Raw genomic sequence first — 22408 nt, forward strand, 5'->3', positions numbered from 1 at the left:
CTCGTCAGGCGAGGCCCTCGACCAGCTCGGCCACGGACTTGCGGCGCCCGGTGTAGAAGGGAACCTCCTCACGGACGTGCATCCGCGCCTCGGAGGCACGCAGGTGCCGCATGAGGTCCACGATGCGGTACAGCTCGTCCGCCTCGAAGGCGAGGAGCCATTCGTAGTCGCCGAGGGAGAACGAGGCGACCGTGTTGGCGCGCACGTCCGGGTAGCCGCGGGCCATCTTGCCGTGGTCGGCGAGCATCCGGCGACGGTCCTCGTCCGGCAGCAGGTACCAGTCGTAGGAGCGGACGAACGGGTACACGCTGATGTAGTTCCGCGGCGTCTCGTCGGCGAGGAACGCCGGGATGTGCGAGCGGTTGAACTCCGCCGGCCGGTGCAGCGCCATGTTCGACCAGACCGGCTCCAGGGCGCGGCCCAGCTTCGTACGGCGGAAGAGGTTGTACGCCTCCTGGAGCTGGTCGGCGGTCTCGGCGTGCCACCAGACCATGAGGTCGGCGTCGGCGCGCAGCCCCGAGACGTCGTACGTGCCACGGATCGTGACGTCCTTGGCGGCGAGCTGGTCGAACAGCTCCTGCACCTCGTCCGCGTAGCCGGCGCGGTCCACGGGCAGGACATCGCGCAGCTTGAACACGGACCAGAGGGTGTAACGGATGACCTCGTTGAGGTCCTTGGCCTTCTTGCCGGCGTTCGGAGTCCTGGCCTGGCCGGTGGTGGGGGCGTCGTCGCTCATGGGGCTATTCTCCCGCTCCGCCGTGAAGGCTCTGCACCGGGTTCGCGATCAGCGCGTCCGTGAGTCCCGCGCGGCCGCCGGTCAGCCTGTCCACGGCGGCGTTCGCGCTCGCCACGCACGCCGGGATGCCGACGCCGTCGTACGCCGCTCCGCAGACGGCGAGGCCCGGCAGTCCGGCGACGTGCTCGCGGATGCGGGCCACGCGCGCGTGGTGCCCGACCGGGTACTGGGGCAGTCCGTCGTCCCAGCGCGTCACCCGGGTCTCCAGGGGCTTCGCGGCCAGGCCGGTGGCCTCGCGCAGGTCGTGCCGTGACACGTCGACGAGGTCCCGGTCCTCGCGGCCGAGGATCTCCGTCTCGCCGTACCGCCCGACGGACGTCCGCAGGACCACCACGTCCGGGTTCCCGTCGGCGATCCAGCCCCACTTCTGGGAGGCGAACGTCGACGCCTTGATCGTGCGCCCGTCGACCGGCGGCACCAAAAATCCGCTCCCTTCGGGAAGGGAGACGTCACTGCGGCGGTAGGCGAGGGTGATCAACGCCATGGACGCGTACTCGACCGTCGCGAGCTCGGCCGCGGCGGCCGGGGCCTCGGCGCCGAGCAGTGCGGCCGCGGCCCCGGCGGGCACCGCCACGACGACGGCGTCGGCCGACAGCACGCGGCCGCCCGCGACGACCCGCCAGCGCCCGGGACGCTCGGCGCCGTCCGGTCCGGCCCCGCCGTGGCCAGGGCCGCCCGAGGACCCGGCCGAGTCGTCCTCGGTCCGCCGCAGCTCCGTGACCGGCGCCCCCGTGACGATCTCGCCGCCCCGGGCGCGCACCGACTCGGCGACGGCGAGCGGCAGCTGCCCGATGCCGCCCTCGATGCCCATGAAGACCGGGCCCGTCTGCTGGCTGCGCGCCGCCTTCGCCTGGATCTCGCGGACCGCCTCCGTGAGCGAGGTGTGCGTGCGGGCCGCCTCGAAGAGCTGGGGGACGGCCGAGCGCATCGAGATGCGGTACGCGTCGCCCGCGTAGACCCCGCCGAGCAGGGGCTCGATGAGTCGGTCGACGACCTCGCGGCCGAGGCGCTCCGCGACGAACTCCCCCACCGCCACGTCGTCGCCGACCTCGGTGCGCGGCAGGTCGCGGTCGCGCTCGATCCTGCGCAGGCCCTCGTCGGAGAGGACCCCGGAGAGGGCGGCCGCGTCCCCGGGGACGCCCATGACATGGCCCTTGGGCATGGGCCGCAGTGCCCCGCGCGTCCAGAGGGAGGCGCCCGCCGTCGCCGGTGTCCTGAGCCGGTCCGCGAGGCCCACCTCGCGGGCGAGCGCCACCGCCTCGGGCCGTCGCGCGAGCATCGACTCGGCGCCGAGATCGACGCGGGCGCCCGCGATCCGGCCCGGCAGCAGCTTTCCGCCGAGCCGGTCCGAGGCTTCCAGGACGGTCACGCGCGCGCCGCCGTCCAGCAGCCGGTGGGCGGCGGCCAGACCGGCGATGCCACCCCCGACGACGACGACGTGACCCGTGCCCGTACGTGTGTCTGCGTGCATGTCCCCAACTGTCCCAGACCCCGCCGACAGTCCCGCGGGCCCCGGTGCCGGCCGGGGGTGTCCATGCCGAGTCCGGACCGTGACCGCTTCGGGACCGGATCCGCCCAACGTCTGGCGGGGCTCCGGCGTCGAAGGAACGTAAGCCATCACGACACCCTCGGGGGAGCAGACATGCAGACACGTGGCAGTGGTACGACCGGGCGCCGGTCAGCACGACCTGTCCGGATCCTTTCGGGGCTTCTGCTCGCCGGCGCCCTCGCGCTCACCGGGTGCACCGGCGCAGACGACAGCGACGGCGGTGCGAAGTCGGCATCGGACGCCGACGCCGCCGCGCCGAACGAGGCGCAGGCGGAGGCGGGCGCCGGCGCCGCCGACAGCGCCGCGAGCAGCGGCAAGGGAGAGCAGGCCTCCGCACCGACGAGGCTCACCACCCACGTCATCCACACCGCGACCCTGACCGTGCAGGTCAAGGACGTGCCGAAGTCCCTCGCCGAGGCGCGCACCGTGGTCGAGAACGCGGGCGGCATGGTCGGCAACGAGACCACCGACCGCGACTCCAAGGGCCGCGAGCGCTCCCGGGTCGTCCTGCGGGTCCCGGCGGAGGAGTACGAGGCGGTGCGCAAGGAGCTGGAGGGCTCGGGCAGGCTCATCGACCTCAAGGCGAAGGCGCAGGACGTCACGGAGCAGGTCGTCGACGTGGAGAGCCGCGTCAAGACGCAGCGTGCCAGCGTGGCGCGGATCCGCGAGCTGATGGACCGGGCGACCAAGCTGAGCGATGTGGTCACTCTCGAGGGCGAGTTGAGCACCCGTCAGGCCGACCTGGAGTCGCTGCTGGCCCAGCAGGCCTCGCTGAAGGACCGTACGAGTCTGGCCACGATCACACTGTCGTTGTCGGAGACCCCGGTGAAGAAGGCCGCCGAGGACGACGATCCCGGTTTCGCGGACGCGCTCGGGGGCGGCTGGGACGCGTTCGTCACCATGTTCCGCTGGATCGGGCTGGCGCTGGGCGCGGTGCTGCCCTTCCTGGTGGGCGCGGCGCTGCTGCTGTTCCTCTGGGTGCGTTTCCTGCGCGGCCGGACGCCGGGCCGCCCGGTCGCGGCGACCCCGGGTGCGGGCACCGGCACGGGTTCGCTGCCGGTCGCGCCGCCCGTCCGCCCGGAGCACGACGACAAGGACTGAGCAAGCCGCGGCGGGAGCGAAATGCGGGGCCGCCGTAGCGTGTTCGCATGAGCATGAGTCGCGCGAGCCGCACGAAGGAACGTCTGGTGGTCGTCGGAGGGGACGCGGCGGGCATGTCCGCCGCGTCCCAGGCACGCCGTCTGAAGGGCCCCGACGAGCTGGAGATCGTCGCCTTCGAGCGGGGCAGCTTCAGCTCCTTCTCGGCGTGCGGCATCCCTTACTGGGTGGGCGGTGACGTCTCGGACCGGGACCAGCTGATCGCCAGGTCGCCACAGGAGCACCGGGCCCGCGACATCGACCTTCGGATGCGTACGGAGGTCACGGAACTCGACGTCGAGGGCGGCCGCGTACGCTCCCGGGACCTGGAGTCCGGGGCCGAGGTGTGGACGTCGTACGACAAGCTCGTGATCGCGACGGGCGCCCGCCCGGTGCGGCCGCCGCTGCCCGGCGTCGACGCCCCCGGGGTGCACGGGGTGCAGACCCTCGACGACGGGCAGGCCCTCATCGACACGCTGTCCCGTACGGCGGGCCGCCGCGCGGTCGTGATCGGCGCGGGCTACATCGGCGTGGAGATGGCCGAGGCGCTGATCAAGCGGGGGTACGAGGTGACGGTCGTCAACCGTGGCCGGGAGCCCATGTCCACGCTCGACCCGGACATGGGGCGTCTGGTGCACGAGGCGATGGAGGGCCTCGGCATCACGATGGTGAACGACGCCGAGGTCACCAAGATCCTGACCGGTGAGGACGGGCGGGTCCGCGCGGTCGTCACGGAGGACGCCGAGTACCCGGCGGACGTGGTGGTCCTCGGCATCGGTGTCCGTCCGGAGACCACGCTCGCCGAGGCCGCGGGGCTGCCGCTCGGCGACCACGACGGGCTGCTGACGGACCTGGCGATGCGGGTGCGCGGCCACGAGAACATCTGGGCGGGCGGGGACTGCGTCGAGGTCCTCGACCTGGTCTCGGGCCGCGAACGCCACATCGCGCTGGGCACCCACGCCAACAAGCACGGCCAGGTGATCGGCTCGAACGCCGGCGGGGGCTATGCCACGTTCCCCGGTGTCGTCGGCACGGCGGTGAGCAAGGTCTGCGAGCTGGAGATCGCCCGTACCGGCCTGCGCGAGAAGGACGCGCACCGGGCGGGCCTGCGGTTCGAGTCGGTCACCATCGAGTCGACGAGCCGTGCGGGCTACTACCCGGACGCCGACCCCATGACGGTGAAGATGCTCGCCGAGCTCCGCACCGGCCGCCTCCTCGGCGTCCAGATCGTCGGCCAGGAAGGCGCCGCCAAACGCGTCGACATCGCCGCGGTGGCCCTCACCGCCCGCATGACGGTCGAACAGATGACAGCCCTGGACCTCGGCTACGCCCCACCGTTCTCCCCGGTCTGGGACCCCATCCTGGTAGCAGCCCGCAAGGCGACAGCAGCGGTGAGAAGCACCACGTAACACGCAAATCCCCACCCGCGCCCAAAGGGGCGCGGGGAACTGCGCGACAAGCCCCCACCGGCGGAGAGCCGGATCCCAGCCCGACACCCCGGTCAGCAGGAGGGGGCCACCCCTCAGGCCCCCTGTGCCGCCCCCGCCCCGTTGCCGTTGATCTTCTCTATCGCCTGCCGCGCCTGCTCCCCCGGCGACCGCTGCAGCGAAGAGACCGCCGACACCGCGGGCGGCGGCATCGCCGCGGCGGCGGCCTGCGGACGCGCGTGCGACCCGGCCTGCCGACTCCGCAGCCGATGGCTCGCGGCCTCGTCCAAGGACACAGGCCGTTGCATGCTCACGGCCAGCCGGCCGGCCTCCTGGCCGAGCGCGGCCACGTCCTCCCACGACAGCCGGAGTACGACGGCGAGCTCCGCCTCGCCGTCCGGCGTGGCGATCAACGGCTGAGTGACTCGGTCGTTCATGACCTGTTCCTCACGTATTGCTGGGATCACGGGCGGTTGCCGAAACATACGCACACATCCGCGCCCCCGTTCAGAGTCCTCGAACGGGGGCAGGATTTCCCCGTGGTCATCCCCGTTCATGACGTGAACCCGGCACGCCGCACGCCGTATGTGACGTACGCGCTCATCGCCGCCAACTTCGTGGTCTTCCTGGCCACTCCGGGGGTGGCGAGCTCGCTCACCGGCGAGAGCGGTCTGGCCCAGCTGTGCCATCTGCAGGCGTTCCTGGACCACTGGGCGGCGGTGCCGCAGGAGCTGATCCACGGCCGGACACCGCCGACGGTCCCCACCGGGGACGTGGGCGTGGGTCCGGAGGGCCCGGGCTGCGTCGTCGGCCCGCCCGGCTACGACAAGTCGCCCCAACTGTCGGTCCTCACGGCGATGTTCCTGCACGGCGGCTGGGTGCACCTGCTCGGCAACATGCTCTTCCTGCTGATCTTCGGGAACAACATCGAGGACCGTCTCGGCCACATCCGCTACACGCTGTTCTACGTGGCCTGCGGTTACGCGGCGGCCTACGGCTTCGCCCTCGTGAACGCCGACTCGGCCGACCCGCTGATCGGCGCGTCGGGCGCGATCGCCGGAGTGCTGGGCGCCTATCTGGTGCTCTATCCGAAGGCCAGGGTCTGGGTCCTGGTCCCGTTCCTGATCTTCCTGCCCCTGCGCCTGCCCGCCTGGATCGTGCTGGGCTTCTGGTTCGCCCTTCAGGCGGTGTACTCGTCCGGCGGCGGCGTCTCGGCGGCCGGCACCGTCGCGTACGTCGCCCACGTGGTCGGCTTCCTGGCGGGCATGCTCCTCGCCTGGCCCCTGCGCCGGGGCACGCCGCCCCCACCCGAACCCCGGGGCCTGCTGTGGGGCAGACGGGCCCGCCCCCGCTGGTGAGCCGGTCCCGCCCCGTCACGGGCCCGGGGAACCACGCTCACCGGCCGGCGGCCCGCGGGCCCGAGCAGGCCGCCCGTCACGGACGGCACACGCGAAGCGTCAGCGCGCCGTGCGCGTGTGGACGTACTCGACGAGCCGGGTCAGCGCGTCCGGATCCATCGACGGCAGCACACCGTGCCCGAGGTTGAACACATGCCCTTCCAGCCCCGCGGCGGCGTCGAGAACCTCCTGTGCCTTCTCCTCGACGACCTCGGTCGGGGCGAAGAGGACAGCGGGGTCGAGGTTGCCCTGGAGCGCCCGGCCGGGGCCGACCCGCCGCGTGGCCTCGTCGAGCGGCACCCGCCAGTCGACGCCGACGACGTCCGCGCCCGCCTCGCCCATGAGCCCGAGCAGCTCGCCCGTGCCGACACCGAAGTGGATGCGCGGGACGCCGTATCCCTCGACGGCCTTGAACACCTTGGTGGAGGCGGGCATCACGGAACGCCGGTAGTCGGCGGGAGCGAGGGCGCCCACCCACGAGTCGAAGAGCTGGACGGCGGAGGCGCCCGCCTCGATCTGCACCTTCAGGAAGGCGGCCGTGATGTCGGCGAGCCGGTCGAGCAGGTCGGCCCAGAGCTGCGGGTCGCCGTACATGAGCGACTTGGTGTGCTCGTGGTTGCGGGACGGACCGCCCTCCACGAGGTAGCTCGCGAGGGTGAACGGGGCGCCCGCGAAACCGATGAGGGGCGTCGGACCGAGCTCACGGGTGAGCAGCCCGATCGCCTCGGTGACGTACGAGACGTCGTCGGGCGTCAGGTCGCGCAGCTGGGCGAGGTCGGCACGGGTGCGGATCGGCTTCTCGACGACAGGGCCCACGCCGGGCTTGATGTCCAGGTCGATGCCGATGGCCTTCAGGGGTACGACGATGTCGCTGAAGTAGATCGCCGCGTCCACGTCGTGCCGCCGGACCGGCTGGAGGGTGATCTCGGCGACCAGCTCGGGCCGCATGCAGGACTCCAGCATGGGGATGCCCTCGCGCACCTTCAGGTACTCGGGCAGTGAGCGCCCGGCCTGCCGCATGAACCACACGGGCGTGTGCGGCACGGGTTCACGCCTGCACGCCTTGAGGAAGGCGGAGTCGTATGTCGCGGTCGGCTGCTGGCCCTTGGGGCGGTCAATGGCACTCACGACGAAAAGTCTCGCACGGCCCGGGGGCACCGGAAGCCCGGGCCGGACACGTGGACGTCCCGGCCCGGGTCACCGCGAACCGGCGCGTTCGGGGGCGTTTTCGGCAACACGATCCGGACAGTGGTCCGGCGCACGGGTGTCTCTCCCTGCACGGAGGCTCCGTTCCCCTTAATCTTCCCCGCATGGCTGCGGCTCAGGGACGACTGTCGGACGGCGCTGGCGGAATGGACGACTCGAAGGAGGGGGAGCGGGATGCGACGGAAGCGGCTCCGCTTCCTTTTCGAGCCGCCGTCGATGCGCTGAGGGCCGCGCGGTTGCGGCCGCAGATCGAGATCGACCCGACGAAGGCCCCGCGGCGTCTCGCGCCGTTCGCGTACGCGCTGGAGGCCACGGTCGTCGACGGTGACGAGGATCTGGCGGACGGCCGCCTCATCCTGCTCCACGACCCGGCGGGGCACGACGCCTGGCAGGGCTCGTTCCGTCTGGTGACGCTGGTCCGCGCGGAGCTGGAGCCGGAGATGGCCGCCGACCCGCTGCTTCCCGAGGTCTGCTGGTCCTGGCTGACCGGCGCCCTCCAGAACCGCGGCCTCTCGTACGGCGAGCCCAGCGGCACGGTCACCCGGGCCGGCTCCCACTACTTCGGCGGTCTCGCGGACCGCCCCTCGGCGTCGCAGATCGAGATCCGCGCCTCCTGGACCCCCCGTGAAGGACTGGGCGGTGTCCCCGACACGGCCTCCCACCTGGCCTCCTGGTGCGACCTCCTCGCCCAGATCGCCGGCCTCCCCCCGGCCTCCCCCGGCGACGCCTCGATCGTCACCCTCCCCCAGCGCCGGGGCCCCCAGCCCCGCTGACCCACCCCACCAAGCCCTCCCACACCGCACAGCACTCCCCGCCGTGGCCCGGCTTCGGGCCACGGCGGGGTTTTCCCTGTCGGGGCCACGGCTTCCACGCCCCGGGACCGCCCCACCAGGGGCGGTCCCGGGGCGTCTGCGTGCTCAGCCACATCCCACCCGCGGACGCACTCCGACCCCTGCCCGCGCCCCTCAGGGGCGCGGGGAACCGCGCGACCAGCCACACACGACCCGCGCCCCACACGTCCCGACCCACCCCCGCGACACCGGGCCCTGCCCCGAACACGCTCTGACCCTTTATCGATACGACCACTTTCAGCCGCGTAACGAAGCGGAGCGAACTCGTTTCGATCTTCGGATGATCGATCGCCCGTCCGAATTGCACGAGTTATTACTCACCAAATCGTGATCATTCTCTAAAGGCGGACGTGTTTGATGCCGAAGACCTCTGTGACCTTGAAAGCACGGTTCGTCCCGGCTTCATCCCCACAGCCGGTCCCCCGTCCCGCACCCCAGGAGGCCTGGTGTCCGTTCTCCTCGAGCAGCCCGCAAGCCTGGTCGCCTACCGCCCGAACAAGCCCACCGCGATGGTGGTCGTGGCCGACCCCCGCGTGCGCTCCACCGTGACCCGCCACCTGTGGGCGCTCGGTGTTCGCGACGTGATCGAGGCCTCGTCCGTCGCGGAGGCTCGTCCCCGCATCGGCAACCCCCGCGACATCTGTATCGCAGACGTCCATCTCCCCGACGGCTCCGGCCTCACCCTCCTGTCCGAAACCCGGGCCGCCGGCTGGCCGAACGGCCTGGCCCTGTCCGCCGCCGACGACATCGGCGCCGTACGCAACGCCCTCGCGGGCGGCGTCAAGGGCTACGTCGTCACCGGCACCCGTACGAACGTCGGGCTTCCCACCCGGCCGGGCGTCGCTCCCATCGGCTCGGCCGCCGCCCGCATGCACCGCCGCCCCCCGGGTTCCCCGAACCACCCGGGCGGCTACCGCGAGCTGTCCGGCCGTGAGGTCGAGGTGCTCCGGCTGGTGGCGGAGGGCCAGTCGAACAAGGCCATCGGCGTCTCGATGGGCCTGTCCGCGCTGACCGTCAAGAGCCACCTCGCCCGCATCGCCCGCAAGCTCGGCACGGGCGACCGCGCCGGCATGGTGGCGGTGGCCCTGCGCACGGGAATCATCCACTGACCGCCCACGGAACCCGCCCCTTCACACGAACCAGGACGCGCCGCTGATTCAGGATTCACTGACCTGACTGGTTTACGACCCTCTGACGCCCGTCGACGGAACGTTCCGTCGACGGGTGTCGTGCATACACAGATACCCTTGACAGGTGACCGACGCCCAAGAGACCGCAGCAGACAGTTCACTGCGAACCACCGGAGGCGCTCCTCCGGACGACGTCGAACCGGCGCCGATCCCCTTGCTGGAGCCCCGCGACGGAATTCCGCCGGTGATCACCGACGAGGACGCGCTCGCCGAGGTGATCGCCAAGTTCGGTGCCGGCAGCGGCCCCGTCGCCGTGGACGCCGAGCGGGCGTCCGGCTACCGCTACGGCCAGCGCGCGTATCTGGTGCAGCTGCGCCGCGAGGGCGCGGGCACCGCGCTGATCGACCCCGTCGCCTGCCCCGACCTGTCGGGCCTCGGCGAAGCACTCTCCGGTGTGGAGTGGGTGCTGCACGCGGCCACGCAGGATCTGCCGTGTCTGCGCGAGATAGGTATGGTCCCCAGCCGGCTGTTCGACACCGAGCTGGCCGGCCGGCTCGCCGGTTTCCCTCGGGTCGGCCTCGGCGCGATGGTCGAGGGGGTCCTGGGCTTCGTACTGGAGAAAGGACACTCCGCCGTCGACTGGTCGACCCGGCCGCTGCCCGAGCCGTGGCTGCGCTACGCCGCGCTCGACGTGGAGCTGCTCGTCGACCTGCGTGACGCGCTGGAGAAGGAGCTCGACCGGCAGGGCAAGCTGGAGTGGGCCCGCGAGGAGTTCGACGCGATCGCCTCGGCGCCCCCGCCGGAGCCGCGCAAGGACCCGTGGCGCCGCACCTCGGGCATGCACAAGGTGCGCCGTCGCCGGCAGATGGCGGTGGTGCGGGAGCTGTGGCAGACCCGGGACGGGGTGGCGCAGCGCCGGGACATCTCACCGGGCAAGGTCCTCGGCGACGCCGCGATCGTCGAGGCCGCGCTGGCCGTGCCGGCCAACGTGCACGCGCTCGCCGCGCTGAACGGCTTCGGGCACCGCATGGGCCGACGTCAGCTGGAGCAGTGGCAGGCGGCCGTGGACCGGGCGAAGGAACTGCCGGACGTCGAGCTGCCGCAGCCCGGGCAGCCGCTGGCGGGGCCCCCGCCGCCGCGCGCCTGGGCCGAGAAGGACCCGGAGGCGGCCGCCCGGCTGTCGGCGGCGCGCGCCGCCGTGTCCGCGCTGGCGGAGACGCTGAACATGCCGCAGGAGAACCTGATCACTCCGGACACGGTCCGGCGGGTCTGCTGGGAGCCGCCCTCGACGCCGGACGCCGCGTCCGTGGCGGCCTCGCTCGCCGGGTTCGGGGCCCGTCCCTGGCAGGTCGAGCAGGTCACCCCGGTGCTGGTGGCCGCGCTGGCCGCCAGGGCCAAGGCCCCGACGCAGGACTGAACGAGAGGTGCCGGCCGCCGTGAGTGGTTCGGACTCACGGCGGCTGCTCGTGCGCCGCGGCGGGGCGCCCTACTTCGTGGCCCCCCTCGAAAAGCCGTTGTAGATGTAGCGCTGCAGGAACAGGAAGACGATCAGGGTCGGCAGGATCACGAGGATCGCGCCCGCCGCGATCGTCTCCCAGTGCGCTCCGAAGGGGCCCTTGAAGCGGAACAGGGACGTTGATATCACGCCAAGATCTTCGGACGGCATGTACAGGAACGGGATGTAGAAGTCGTTGTAGACGGTGATCCCCTTCACGATGACCACCGTGGCGATCGCCGGCTTCAGCAGCGGGAAGATGATCTTCCGGTAGATCGTGAAGGCGCCCGCGCCGTCGAGCCGCGCCGCCTCGTCGAGGGAGACCGGGATCGACCGGACGAACTGCAGGAAGATGTAGATCGAGACGATGTCCGTGCCCATGTAGAGCACGACCGGTGCCCAGCGGCTGTCGAACATGCCGAAGCTGTCGACGATCTGGAAGGTCGCGACCTGGGTGGTCACGCCGGGTACGAGCGTGGCCACCAGGAAGAGCGCGACGACCAGCTTCCTGAAGCGGAAGGTGTAGCGGTCGATCGCGTACGCCGCCATCGACCCGATGATCACCGTGCCGGTGACGGAGAACAGCAGGATGAAGGCGGTGTTCCCGAAGGCCGAGAGCATCCCGCCGTCCTGGAACGCCGTCACGTAGTTGTCGAAGTTCAGCGGGTCGTCCGGGAGTTGGAGTGCCCCACTGTCGTTCGCCATCTCCTTCTCGGACTTGAGGGAGGTGAGGAGGACGACGAGCAGGGGGAGCAGGACGACCACGCTCGCGGCGACCAGCGACAGGTGGGTGAGGCTCCGGGCGACACCTTCGCGGGACACGCCTTCGCGGGACACGCCTCTGCGGCTCATACGAGATCCACCTTGTCGTCCGGGACGAGGCGCCGCTGCACCCACGTCACCGCCAGGATGATCAGCAGCAGTACGACCGCGGCCGCCGAGGCGAGCCCGGTCTTGTTGAACTGGAAGGCCAGCTTCACCGTCTGGATCACGAAGGTCTCCGTGCCGGTCGCGCCGCCGGTCATGATGAACGGCACCTCGAAGGCCGACAGCGAGCCGGACACGGAGAGGATGACGGTCAGGCTGAGCACGGGCCTGATGCCGGGCGCGATGATGTACCGGAACTGGTGCCAGCGGGTGGCCCCGTCCAGCTCTGCGGCCTCGTACAGCTCCCCCGGGACGGACTGGATCGCGCCGAGGAACAGGACGAAGTTCAGGCCCGTGTAGCGCCAGACGGACACTCCGGCCAGCGACACGTTCGCGGACTCGGGCGTACCCAGCCAGGCGCGGTCCGAGTGGACGCCGACGAGACTCAGGACGGAGTCGAGAGTGCCGCCGTCCTGGAAGAAGTAGAGGAAGACGAAGCCGATCGCGACACCGTTGATCAGGTACGGGAAGAAGAGCACGCCCTTGAAGAAGTTCCGGAAGCGCACGTTGAAGCTCAGGACCGTCGCGAAGTGGAGCGCGAGGACGATCTGCACCACGGAGGCGGCCAGGTAGTAGCCGCTGACGAAGAAGACCTCGAACAGCTCGGGGCGGGTGAAGAGTTCGACGTAGTTCTCGGCGCCCGTGTAGCTGAGCTCGGGGCTGACGCCGTCCCAGTCGGTGAAGCTGTACGCGACCATGTTGGCGACCGGCGCGTACGTGAACGTGATCAGCAGGACCAGCGGGGCGGCGAGGAAGAGCCACGGGGTGAGGCCCCGCCTCAGGCGCAGGCCGCGCGGGGCCCTCGGGCGTGCCGTGGTCGCGGCGGGCGCGGCCTCCTTCGGCCGCGCCGCCTTCTCGGTCGTGTCCGTCATCAGGACCCCGAGGACTTCCGTGCCTCTTCCCAGCGCTTGCTCAGGTCGGCCAGGAAGTCGTCGAGGCTGCCCTTCCTGGCGCCGCGGGCGAGGTCCACCAGATCCTGGCGGTAGTCGGGCTTGTAGATGCCGACCTCGGACTGGTTGTCGATCTCCTTGACCTCCGCGCCCTTCGCGTCGTCGAGCTCGATGAGCTTCACGCCCGCGTCCTCGTACGGCTGAAGCACCTCGGGCAGCGGGGCGCCCTTGACCGGCGAGAGGGTCAGGTTGTCGGCCGCGTAGCCGGACTTGTCGGTGAACCAGTCGACCCAGGCACGGGCCGCCCCCTTGTGGTCCGAGTTGATGTTGACGGCCTGGTTGTAGTCGGGCGACATGGTCGCGCAGTACTTCCCGTCCTTCTGGGCCGGGAAGGGCATGAAGCCGATGTCGTCCGGGTTCGCGCCGGCCTGCTTCGCCGCCGCCCGGAACTGGGTGATCGCCCAGGAGCCGAGCCACATCGTGGCGATGTCGCCCTTGGCCAGCTTGGGCTTGGAACCTTCCCAGTTGGTGGTCGTCGGATCCTTCTCGGCCAGCCCGCCGCGCACGATGTCGTACAGCATGCTGTCTCCGACGCGCAGGTCCTCGCCCTCCGCCCACGGGTCGCCCTCGGCGAGCCTGCTCGTCGCCTTCGGGTCACAGCTGACGGCTCCGTCGGCGTACGTCCAGTTCGTCAGCGGCCACATGTCCTTGAAGTTCGTGTAGTACGGGATCGCGTCGGTCCTGGACTTGATGGCCTTCAGACCGTCGATGAACTGGGCCGGTGAGGTGGGCCAGTCGGTGATGCCCGCCTCCTTCCAGACCCGCTTGTTGTAGAGGAAGCCCGGGAGCGCTCCCATCGGGCTCTGCCCGTAGACCTTGCCGTCGACCGCGGTGAAGTCGGTGAACAGGTACTTCTTCGAGCGCTCGGTCTCGGTGCCGAGGGAGGCGAAGAACTTCGGGTAGTCGCTCTTCTTGATCACGGCGGGGATCATCAGCACATCGCCGTAGTTCTCGGTGTTCATCCGGATCTTGACCTCGCCCTCGTAGTCCGTGAGGGCGTCGAACTCGACCTTGACCTTCGGATAGGTCTTGTTGAACTCGGCGGCGTACTTCTTCATCGTGCCGTCCTGCACGAGGTCGGTCCGGTGCGTGAGGACCGTGATCGTGCCGGACACCTTGTCCGGATCGACGGGGGCCTTGGCGTCCGCGCCCTTCGACGCGCCTCCGCTTCCGGTACAGCCCGCGGCCAGCAGCGCGGCGGCGAAGAGACTTCCGGCGAGTTTCGTGCGGCGGTTCATCTGCACCAGCTCCGTTCGGGACGGATGAGCACGAGTGGGATGGCTGGTTCCGCACTCTGGCAGCCGTTACTAAACCGGTAAAGTCCTTATTCCGCCAAGGATTCAGAAGCCTTTACCACCCCAGGCCTTCAATGGCCTATACCGGTTTAGGAGTGCGCATGCTGGATGTCACGCCGATCCACCAGGGATGGGTCCTGCGGCACGACGGGGCCGCGCTCCCCGCCTCGGTTCCGGGCTGTGCGCACACGGATCTGCTGGCGGCGGGGATCATCCCGGACCCGTTCCTCGGGCGGAACGAGGCCGAGGTCGCGTGGGTGGGCCGGCGCGACTGGACGTACGAGACGACACTCGTCCCGGTCCCGGGCGGGCACGAGCAGACGGACCTCGTGTTCGACGGTCTCGACACCGCGGCGGAGATCCGGCTCGACGGCCGGCTCCTCGGCTCCGTACGGAACATGCACCGCTCGCACCGCTTCGACGTCACGGGCCTCAGCGGCCTGCTCTCCGTGCACTTCAGGTCGGCCTACGGCGAGGCCGAGGCGGTGCGCGGGCGGCTCGGCGAGCGGCCGAACGCCTATCCGGAGCCGTTCCAGTACATCCGCAAGATGGCCTGCTCCTTCGGCTGGGACTGGGGTCCGACGCTGGTGACGGCGGGCATCTGGAAGCCCGTGCGGCTGGAGCACTGGACCACGGCGAGGATCGCCGGGGTGCGCCCGGTCGTGACGGTCGAACAGGGCGTGGGTCACGTCGAGTTGCACGTCGACGTCGAGCGGACCAGGGTCGAGGCGGGGCTCGCGCTTTGCGCCCGCGTCGGAGGTGTGGAGGCGCGCGCGGAGATCGACGGCAGCAGTGGGGTCGTACGTCTCGAAGTCCCGGACGTCGAACTGTGGTGGCCGCGCGGCTACGGCGAACAGCCGTTGTACGACGTCGAGTTGTGGCTCAGTCACGAAGGGCTGCTCGACGTCTGGCGGCGCCGGATCGGCTTCAGGACCGTCGAGCTCGACCGCCGCGAGGACGAGCACGGCTCCGGCTTCACCTTCGTCGTCAACGGCGAGCGGCTCTTCGCCCGGGGCGTCAACTGGATCCCGGACGACGTCCTCCCGTCCCGGATGACCCGCGAGCGCTACCGCACCCGGCTGACGCAGGCGGCCGACGCGGGCGTGGATCTCGTACGCGTCTGGGGCGGTGGCATCTACGAGAGGGAGCACTTCTACGACGCCTGCGACGAGCTGGGCCTGCTGGTCTGGCAGGACTTCCCGTTCGCCTGCGCCGCCTACCCCGAGGAACAACCGCTGCGCGGCGAGGTGGAGGCCGAGGCACGCGAGAACGTCGTACGACTGATGCCGCATCCCTCGCTGGTGTTGTGGAACGGCAACAACGAGAACCTGTGGGGCTTCAGGGACTGGGGCTGGGAGCGGCGGCTGGCCGGGGACTCGTGGGGCGAGGGCTACTACCTGGGGCTGCTGCCACGGATCGTGGCCGAGTCGGACCCCACCCGGCCGTACACGGCGGGCAGTCCGTGGTCCGGCTCGTGGGACCACCACCCGAACGACCCGGCACACGGCACCCACCACTCGTGGGAGGTGTGGAACCGGCAGGACTACGCGGACTACCGGCTCGAAGTGCCGCGGTTCGTGGCCGAGTTCGGCTGGCAGGCACCGCCCGCCCACGCGACACTGCGGCGCGCCCTGCCCGGTGAGGATCTCGCGCCCGACTCCCCCGGCATGCTGCACCACCAGAAGGCCGACGACGGCAACGGAAAGCTGGCCCGCGGGCTCGCCCGTCACTTCGCGGTGCCCGAACAGGGCTTCTCCGAGAGCGACTTCGACCGCTGGCACTACCTCACCCAGGTCAACCAGGCACGAGCGGTCGCCACCGGGATCGAGCACTGGCGCTCGCACTGGCCGGTGTGCGCGGGCACGATCGTGTGGCAGCTCAACGACTGCTGGCCGGTGACCTCCTGGGCGGCGATCGACGGGGACGGCCGCGAGAAGCCGCTCTACCACGAGCTGAAGAGGCTGTACGCGGACCGGCTGCTGACGCTGCGGCCGCGGCCGGAAGGGCTCGTGCTGGCGGCCGTCAACCAGTCGGCCGAGCCCTGGAACTGCCGTCCGACGCTGCGCCGGATGTCGGTGGAGGGTGAACTCCTGGCCGAATCCCGTCCGGTGGCGGCGGCCGGGGCACGGTCGGTCGCCGACCTGCGCGTGCCCGGGGAGCTGCAGCCCGTGGGGCCCAAGGAGTTCCTGGTGGCCGACGCGGACGGACTGCGGGCCGTGCACTTCCCGGCGCCCGACCGTGAAGTCCCCTACCCCCGGCCGCGGTTCGACGTCTCGGTCGCCGCCGGCGGCAGGGTGACGGTCACGGCCCACACGCTCGTACGGGATCTGCTGCTGCAGGCCGACCGGCTGTCACCCTCGGCCTCGGCCGACCGGGGGCTCGTCACGCTGCTCCCGGGAGAACAGGTGACCATCGGGGTGCGCGGCTGGGAGACTGCCGACGACCTGGACGCGACGAGCGCGCGATCCGCCCTGTACTGCGTGGAGCCCGCACGATGACGACACCACCCCGCGTCACGATCAAGGACGTCGCGGCCCGCGCCGGGGTGTCCAAGGGGGCCGTGTCACTCGCCTTCAACCACAAACCGGGGCTGTCCGACGCGACCCGGGACCGGATCTTCGAGGCGGCACGCGCCCTGGGCTGGGCACCGAACCTCGCCGCCCGGTCCCTGTCCAGCCGGCGCGTGGACGTCGTCGGCCTCGCGATCTGCCGACCGGCGAAGCTCCTCGGGCTCGAACCGTTCTACATGGAGTTCATCTCGGGCGTGGAGAGCGTACTGACCGAGCACTCCTGTTCCCTGCTGCTGCGGCTCGTGCGCACGGTGGAGGAGGAGGTCGGGCTCCAGGACACCTGGTGGCGGGGCAGGCAGATCAGCGGGTCGATCCTGGTGGACTTCCGGGCCGACGACCCGCGCACGGCCGCCGTCGAACGGCTCGGCATGCCCGTCGTGGCCGTCGGACATCCCTCTCTCACCGGCGGCCTCACCTCGGTGTGGACCGACGACGCCACCGCCGTCACCGAGGCCGTGCGGTATCTCGCGGCGCTCGGGCACCGGCGTGTCGCCCGGGTCGGCGGTGCCGCGGCTCTCGGGCACACGTCGATCCGTACGGCCGCCTTCGACGAGGCGGCGCGGGTGCTGGGGCTGGCCGGGGCCCGGCAGGTGGCCACCGACTTCTCGGGGGACGCGGGGGCGCGGGCCACGCGGTCCCTGCTGACCGCGGCCGCCCCGGACCGGCCGACCGCGATCGTGTACGACAACGACATCATGGCGGTGGCCGGGCTCTCGGTGGCCTCGGAGATGGGGCTGAGCGTGCCCGGGGACGTCTCGCTGCTCGCCTGGGACGACTCCCAGCTGTGCCGGCTGACGCATCCGACGCTGTCCGCGATGAGTCATGACGTGCACGGGTTCGGCGCGGAGGTGGCACGGACGCTGTTCGGAGTGATCACCGGGGAGGAGGGGGCGGGGTCGCACCCGGTGCCCACGCCCGTGCTGACCCCCCGGGGGTCCACGGCGCCGCCCGGGGAGTGACACCCGGCAGCAGGGCTGCCGCCCCGAGGACGACGAAGGACAGGGGCTCAGCCCCGTCTTTCAGGGGCGCGGGGACCTGCGTGCCCGGCCCCCACCAGGCCCGCGTGGACCGGTACGAGCATGTGACCTTCGCCGCTCCCCGCCCTGGGACTGGGCAGGCTGGTTACTCGTAAGTAGCATGGGAGGTGAGCGCGCGCTCAGGGCGTGTGTGTCGCGCAGCAGTGCCATCCCGCATCTGGAGGAGAGCCATCGTGCCTCGTACCGTCAGGGACGTCGTCTTCGTCGACGGCGTCCGCACCCCGTTCGGCAAGGCGGGCCCGAAGGGCATCTACCACGAGACCCGTGCCGACGACCTCGTCGTGAAGGCGATCCGGGAGCTGCTGCGCCGCAACCCCGGTCTCGACCCGAAGAAGATCGACGAGGTCGCCATCGCCGCGACCACGCAGATCGGCGACCAGGGCCTGACGCTGGGCCGCACGGCCGGAATCCTGGCCGGGCTGCCGCAGTCCGTGCCCGGCTACTCGATCGACCGCATGTGCGCCGGTGCGCTGACCGCGGTCACCGCGACCGCCGGCTCCATCGCCTTCGGCGCGTACGACGCCGTCATCGCCGGTGGCGTCGAGCACATGGGCCGCCACCCCATGGGCGAGGGCGTGGACCCGAACCCGCGGTTCGTCAGCGAGAAGCTGGTCGACGAGTCCGCCCTGTTCATGGGCATGACCGCGGAGAACCTGCACGACCGCTACCCGCACATCACCAAGCTGCGCGCGGACGAGTACGCCGTGCGCTCGCAGGAGAAGGCCGCCAAGGCCTACGCGAACGGCAAGATCCAGGCCGACCTGGTCCCGATCTCCGTACGCCGCACGAACGCGGAAGCGGGCGAGACGGGCTGGGGCCTGGTCACCGCCGACGAGCCGATGCGTCCGGGGACGACCCTGGAGAACCTCTCCGGCCTCAAGACCCCGTTCCGCGTGCACGGCCGGGTCACCGCCGGTAACGCGGCCGGTCTGAACGACGGCGCCACCGCCTCGATCATCGCGTCCGAGGAGTTCGCCCGCGAGCACGACCTGCCGGTCAAGATGCGCCTGGTCTCGTACGCCTTCGTGGGTGTCGAGCCCGAGGTGATGGGCTACGGCCCGATCCCGGCCACGGAGAAGGCTCTCGCCAAGGCCGGCCTCTCCATCGAGGACATCAACCTGTTCGAGATCAACGAGGCCTTCGCCATCCAGGTCCTCGCGTTCCTCGACCACTACGGCATCGCCGACGACGACGCGCGCGTCAACCAGTACGGCGGCGCCATCGCGTACGGCCACCCGCTGGCCTCCTCCGGCGTCCGCCTGATGACTCAGCTGGCCCGCCAGTTCGAGGAGCAGCCGGAGGTCCGTTACGGCCTCACCACCATGTGCGTCGGCTTCGGCATGGGCGCCACGGTGATCTGGGAGAACCCGCACCACAAGGACGCCGGAGGCGACAAGTGAGCACCACTGAACTCCTGAAGGGTGCGGCCCAGCTGTTCCCCGACGAGGTCGTGACGTCGGCGCACGTGCGCCACCTCGACCTGCCGTTCGCAGCCGGGCGCTTCGCGCTCATCACGCTCGACAACGGCCTCGACCACACCAAGCCGACCACCTTCGGCCCGGCCTCGCTGGCGAACCTCAACGCCGCCGTCGACCAGGTCGAGAGGGAGGCCGCGGCCGACGAGATCGTCGGCGTCGGCGTCACCGGCAAGCCGTTCATCTTCGCCGTCGGCGCGGACCTCAAGGGCGTCGAGCTCCTCAAGGACCACAAGGACGCGCTCGCCATCGGCAAGGGCGGCCACGAGGTCTTCAAGCGCCTCGCCGCGCTGACCGTACCGACCTTCGCGTACTACAACGGCGCGGCCATGGGCGGTGGCGTCGAGGTCGGTCTGCACTGCACCTACCGCACGGTGTCCGCGGCCCTCCCCGCCTTCTCGCTCCCCGAGGTCTTCCTCGGCCTGGTCCCCGGCTGGGGCGGCTGCACCCTGCTGCCGAACCTGATCGGCGCGGACAAGGCCGTCTCGGTGATCATCGAGAACTCGCTCAACCAGAACAAGCAGCTCAAGGGCGCCCAGGTCTACGAGCTGGGTATCGCCGACGCCCTGTTCGAGGGTGCGGACTTCCTGGAGCAGTCGCTGAACTGGACGGCGGCCGTCCTGCGGGGCGAGATCGTCGTCGACCGCCCGGCCGTCGACCGCGGCGAGGCCTGGGACCAGGCCGTCGCCAAGGGCCGCTTCATCGCGGACAGCAAGGTCCACGGGGCGGCCCCGGCCGCGTACCGCGCGCTGGACATCATCGCCGCCGCCAGGAACGGCGACCTCCAGCAGGGCTTCGACGCCGAGGACGTGGCGCTCGCCGACCTGATCATGGGCGGTGAACTGCGCTCCGGCATCTACGCGTTCAACCTCGTCCAGAAGCGCGGCAAGCGTCCGGCCGGCGCCCCCGACAAGTCGCTCGCGCGCCCGGTCACCAAGGTCGGTGTCGTCGGCGCCGGTCTGATGGCCTCGCAGCTCGCCCTGCTCTTCCTGCGCCGCCTGGAGGTGCCGGTCGTGCTGACCGACATCGACCAGGAGCGCGTCGACAAGGGTGTGGGCTACGTCCACGCCGAGATCGACAAGCTGCTCGGCAAGGGCCGCATCAACCAGGACAAGGCCAACCGCCTCAAGGCCCTGGTCACCGGTGTCCTGGACAAGGCGGAGGGCTTCTCCGACGCCGACTTCATCATCGAGGCCGTCTTCGAGGAGATCGGCGTCAAGCAGCAGGTGTTCGCGGAGGTCGAGGCGGTCGCCCCGGCGCACGCCATCCTCGCCACCAACACCTCCTCGCTGTCGGTCACCGAGATGGCGTCGAAGCTCAAGAACCCCGAGCGGGTCGTGGGCTTCCACTTCTTCAACCCGGTCGCGATCCTCCCGCTGCTGGAGATCGTGCGGGGCGAGGCGACGGACGACGCCTCCCTGGCCACGGCCTTCGGCGTCGCCAAGAAGCTGAGGAAGACCGCGGTCCTGGTCAAGGACGCCCCGGCGTTCGTCGTGAACCGCATCCTCACCCGCTTCATGGGCGAGATCCAGAACGTCATCGACGAGGGCACACCGGTCGCGGTCGCCGAGAAGGCGGTCGAGCCGCTGGGCCTGCCGATGTCGCCGCTGGTCCTCCTGGAGCTGGTCGGTCCCGCGATCGGTCTGCACGTCTCCGAGACCCTCAACCGGGCCTTCCCGGACCGCTTCACGGTCTCCCCGAACCTCGCGGCCGTCGTCAAGGCGGGCAAGCGCGGCTTCTACGTGTACGACAGCGGCAAGCCGGAGCTGGACCCCGAGGTCGCGGCGCTCCTCAAGCAGGGCGATGTCGTCCTGACCGAGGAGCAGGTGCGGGTGCGGGTGCTCGACGCCGTCGCCCAGGAGATCGGGATCATGCTCGACGAGGGTGTCGTCGCCGAGGCCCAGGACATCGACCTGTGCCTGATCACCGGTGCCGGCTGGCCCTTCCACCTGGGTGGCATCACGCCGTACCTGGACCGCGAGGGTGTCTCCCAGCGCGTGAACGGCAAGCCGTTCCTGGCGCCGGGCGTGGCTTCCGTCCCCGCGTAGGCGTTTCACCGGGCTAAGCGAGTGCCCCGTACACCGACTCGGTGTGCGGGGCACTCGGCGTTCGAGGACGAGCAGGGCAGCAGGGGCGGCTAAACGGTTCGCCAGGCTTCCAGCGCGAGGCCCGGCTCGTCCTTTCGGCGGGTCAGCAGGAGCCGGCCGACGTCCGGCTGGAGGGTGGCCGCCACGACCCGGCCCTCGCTGTCCTCGGCCAGTGAAACCTGGACGTCGGCGGGGAGTTGGGGACCCGAGTCGGTCCACCAGGCGCCCGCGGACTCCTGCTCGGTGGGGTACGCGGCGAAGGCGACCCGGCCACTGGCGGAGCGCTGGGCGAGCAGGGTGCAGTCGATGTCGTCGAGTGTGCAGCGGATCGCGGACACCGGGCCCGGTCCGGCGCAGCCGACCAGCTCCACGGGCTCCGCACCGGGCCGCCAGGCGCACACGGTGTCGGTCTCGTCCGTGAAGAACAGGGTCACGTGCTCGTCGGAGGTGGCCAGCGCCCGCAGCGTACCCGGCCGCACCGCCGCCTTCAGTGGCTCGTCGTCGAGCGCGGGAACGTGGCCCGGGCCCGCCTGGGTCCAGCGCAGGATGCCGGCCGGCGAGGCCGCGTACAGCTCGACGAGCCCGGACGCCCGGGTCACGGCAGCGAGTTCGCCCTCGACCTCACGGCCCTTGAGGTCACGCCAGGGCCCCCAGCCGCCGCGCTCCTTCTGGCCGCGCATGCTGACCCCGCCGCCCTTGTTGCGTACGAAGACGTGCGCACGGCCCTCGGCGTCCACGGCGACGGCCGGTACGCCGGTCTGCTTGCCCTTCTCGTTGGGGTGCCCGAGCCGGTTCCAGTCGAGCGCGGCGAGTTGCGGCCGGAAGTGGGTCGAGTGGACGAGCCCCGCCTCGCCCGCGCCGGTGGGCCGCCAGGAGACCAGGTGGGCGTAGTCGTCGGTTCCCTGCCCCACGGCGAGCACCTGGTTCACGCGCTGGTCGCCGCCGACCGTGCGGGGTGCCGTCCAGGGGCCGCCGGGGTGCTGCTCGGCCCAGCACCACACCGCTTCCTCCTGCGGAGCGTAGGCGCTGAGCCTGCCGTCCCGGCCGCGTATGAGCCAGTCGCCGTTCACTGTGCGGAC

At 71.1% G+C, this 22408-nt stretch carries 18 protein-coding genes; 10 read left to right on the forward strand and 8 right to left on the reverse strand.

Annotated features, from left to right (window positions below; translation table 11 throughout):
* Positions 1–4 precede the first annotated feature (4 nt).
* Together hemQ and hemG are read right to left on the reverse strand one after the other, a co-directional pair.
* The gene (hemQ, locus tag O1Q96_RS34495; RefSeq protein ID WP_269251896.1) at positions 5–736 is read right to left on the reverse strand and encodes a hydrogen peroxide-dependent heme synthase; all 732 of its coding nucleotides are present in this window, start codon (positions 734–736) and stop codon (positions 5–7) included.
* A 4-nt stretch (positions 737–740) separates the two neighbouring features.
* Positions 741–2267 (reverse strand): protoporphyrinogen oxidase, encoded by a 1527-nt coding sequence (hemG, locus tag O1Q96_RS34500; protein ID WP_269251897.1) that lies wholly within the window; start codon positions 2265–2267, stop codon positions 741–743.
* 171 nt (positions 2268–2438) lie between these two features.
* Between hemG and O1Q96_RS34505 the strand changes: the two genes are divergently transcribed.
* Together O1Q96_RS34505 and O1Q96_RS34510 are read left to right on the forward strand one after the other, a co-directional pair.
* Positions 2439–3446 (forward strand): DUF4349 domain-containing protein, encoded by a 1008-nt coding sequence (locus tag O1Q96_RS34505; RefSeq protein ID WP_269251898.1) that lies wholly within the window; start codon positions 2439–2441, stop codon positions 3444–3446.
* Between the two features lie 47 nt (positions 3447–3493).
* Positions 3494–4891, forward strand: a complete 1398-nt coding sequence (locus O1Q96_RS34510) for an FAD-dependent oxidoreductase (protein WP_269251899.1) — start codon at positions 3494–3496, stop codon at positions 4889–4891.
* 113 nt (positions 4892–5004) lie between these two features.
* Here the strand turns inward: O1Q96_RS34510 and O1Q96_RS34515 are convergent, their stop codons facing one another.
* The gene (locus O1Q96_RS34515) at positions 5005–5346 is read right to left on the reverse strand and encodes a hypothetical protein (RefSeq protein ID WP_269251900.1); all 342 of its coding nucleotides are present in this window, start codon (positions 5344–5346) and stop codon (positions 5005–5007) included.
* A 102-nt stretch (positions 5347–5448) separates the two neighbouring features.
* Between O1Q96_RS34515 and O1Q96_RS34520 the strand changes: the two genes are divergently transcribed.
* Positions 5449–6267, forward strand: a complete 819-nt coding sequence (locus O1Q96_RS34520) for a rhomboid family intramembrane serine protease (protein ID WP_269251901.1) — start codon at positions 5449–5451, stop codon at positions 6265–6267.
* A 99-nt stretch (positions 6268–6366) separates the two neighbouring features.
* Here O1Q96_RS34520 and hemE read toward each other — a convergent pair whose 3' ends face one another.
* Complete coding sequence (hemE, locus tag O1Q96_RS34525) at positions 6367–7434, reverse strand: uroporphyrinogen decarboxylase (RefSeq protein ID WP_269251902.1); 1068 nt, start codon at positions 7432–7434, stop codon at positions 6367–6369.
* Between the two features lie 224 nt (positions 7435–7658).
* On the opposite strand from hemE, the gene O1Q96_RS34530 reads away from it, so the two are divergent.
* The 3 genes from O1Q96_RS34530 (at position 7659) to O1Q96_RS34540 (ending at position 10910) form a co-directional block, all read left to right on the forward strand.
* Entirely contained in the window at positions 7659–8285 is a 627-nt protein-coding gene (locus tag O1Q96_RS34530) for a DUF3000 domain-containing protein (RefSeq protein ID WP_269253848.1), read from the forward strand.
* Positions 8286–8809: 524 nt separating this feature from the next.
* A complete protein-coding gene (locus O1Q96_RS34535; protein WP_269251903.1) occupies positions 8810–9472 on the forward strand; it encodes a response regulator transcription factor in 663 nt (220 codons plus the stop codon).
* Between the two features lie 145 nt (positions 9473–9617).
* Positions 9618–10910: a ribonuclease D gene (locus tag O1Q96_RS34540; protein ID WP_269251904.1), complete on the forward strand. Its 1293-nt coding sequence runs from the start codon at positions 9618–9620 to the stop codon at positions 10908–10910.
* A gap of 69 nt (positions 10911–10979) precedes the next feature.
* Here the strand turns inward: O1Q96_RS34540 and O1Q96_RS34545 are convergent, their stop codons facing one another.
* The 3 genes from O1Q96_RS34545 to O1Q96_RS34555 are packed head-to-tail and all read right to left on the reverse strand — an operon-like array spanning position 10980 to position 14103.
* Positions 10980–11840: a carbohydrate ABC transporter permease gene (locus tag O1Q96_RS34545; RefSeq protein ID WP_269251905.1), complete on the reverse strand. Its 861-nt coding sequence runs from the start codon at positions 11838–11840 to the stop codon at positions 10980–10982.
* On the reverse strand, positions 11837–12787 hold the full coding sequence (locus tag O1Q96_RS34550) for a carbohydrate ABC transporter permease (protein WP_269251906.1): 951 nt from the start codon (positions 12785–12787) through the stop codon (positions 11837–11839). Before O1Q96_RS34550 ends, O1Q96_RS34545 begins: the two co-directional genes overlap by 4 nt.
* On the reverse strand, positions 12787–14103 hold the full coding sequence (locus O1Q96_RS34555) for an ABC transporter substrate-binding protein (protein ID WP_269251907.1): 1317 nt from the start codon (positions 14101–14103) through the stop codon (positions 12787–12789). Before O1Q96_RS34555 ends, O1Q96_RS34550 begins: the two co-directional genes overlap by 1 nt.
* A 158-nt stretch (positions 14104–14261) precedes the next feature.
* Here O1Q96_RS34555 and O1Q96_RS34560 point away from each other — a divergent pair, with 158 nt between their 5' ends.
* The 4 genes from O1Q96_RS34560 to O1Q96_RS34575 all read left to right on the forward strand — a co-directional run bounded on the left by O1Q96_RS34560 (position 14262) and on the right by O1Q96_RS34575 (position 21290).
* Positions 14262–16658, forward strand: coding sequence for a glycoside hydrolase family 2 protein (locus O1Q96_RS34560; protein WP_269251908.1), 2397 nt, complete (start codon positions 14262–14264; stop codon positions 16656–16658).
* Positions 16655–17689 carry a LacI family DNA-binding transcriptional regulator gene (locus O1Q96_RS34565; protein ID WP_269251909.1) on the forward strand — a complete coding sequence of 345 codons (1035 nt, stop codon included), beginning with the start codon at positions 16655–16657 and terminating at the stop codon, positions 17687–17689. The genes O1Q96_RS34560 and O1Q96_RS34565 overlap by 4 nt, the downstream gene beginning before the upstream one ends.
* Before the next feature lie 251 nt (positions 17690–17940).
* Positions 17941–19167 (forward strand): thiolase family protein, encoded by a 1227-nt coding sequence (locus O1Q96_RS34570; RefSeq protein WP_269251910.1) that lies wholly within the window; start codon positions 17941–17943, stop codon positions 19165–19167.
* Positions 19164–21290 carry a 3-hydroxyacyl-CoA dehydrogenase NAD-binding domain-containing protein gene (locus O1Q96_RS34575; RefSeq protein WP_269251911.1) on the forward strand — a complete coding sequence of 709 codons (2127 nt, stop codon included), beginning with the start codon at positions 19164–19166 and terminating at the stop codon, positions 21288–21290. Before O1Q96_RS34570 ends, O1Q96_RS34575 begins: the two co-directional genes overlap by 4 nt.
* Before the next feature lie 89 nt (positions 21291–21379).
* Here the strand turns inward: O1Q96_RS34575 and O1Q96_RS34580 are convergent, their stop codons facing one another.
* Positions 21380–22399, reverse strand: a complete 1020-nt coding sequence (locus tag O1Q96_RS34580) for a PLL family lectin (protein WP_269253849.1) — start codon at positions 22397–22399, stop codon at positions 21380–21382.
* Between the last annotated feature and the right edge of the window lie 9 nt (positions 22400–22408).

The organism is Streptomyces aurantiacus, assembly GCF_027107535.1.
Lineage (GTDB): Bacteria > Actinomycetota > Actinomycetes > Streptomycetales > Streptomycetaceae > Streptomyces.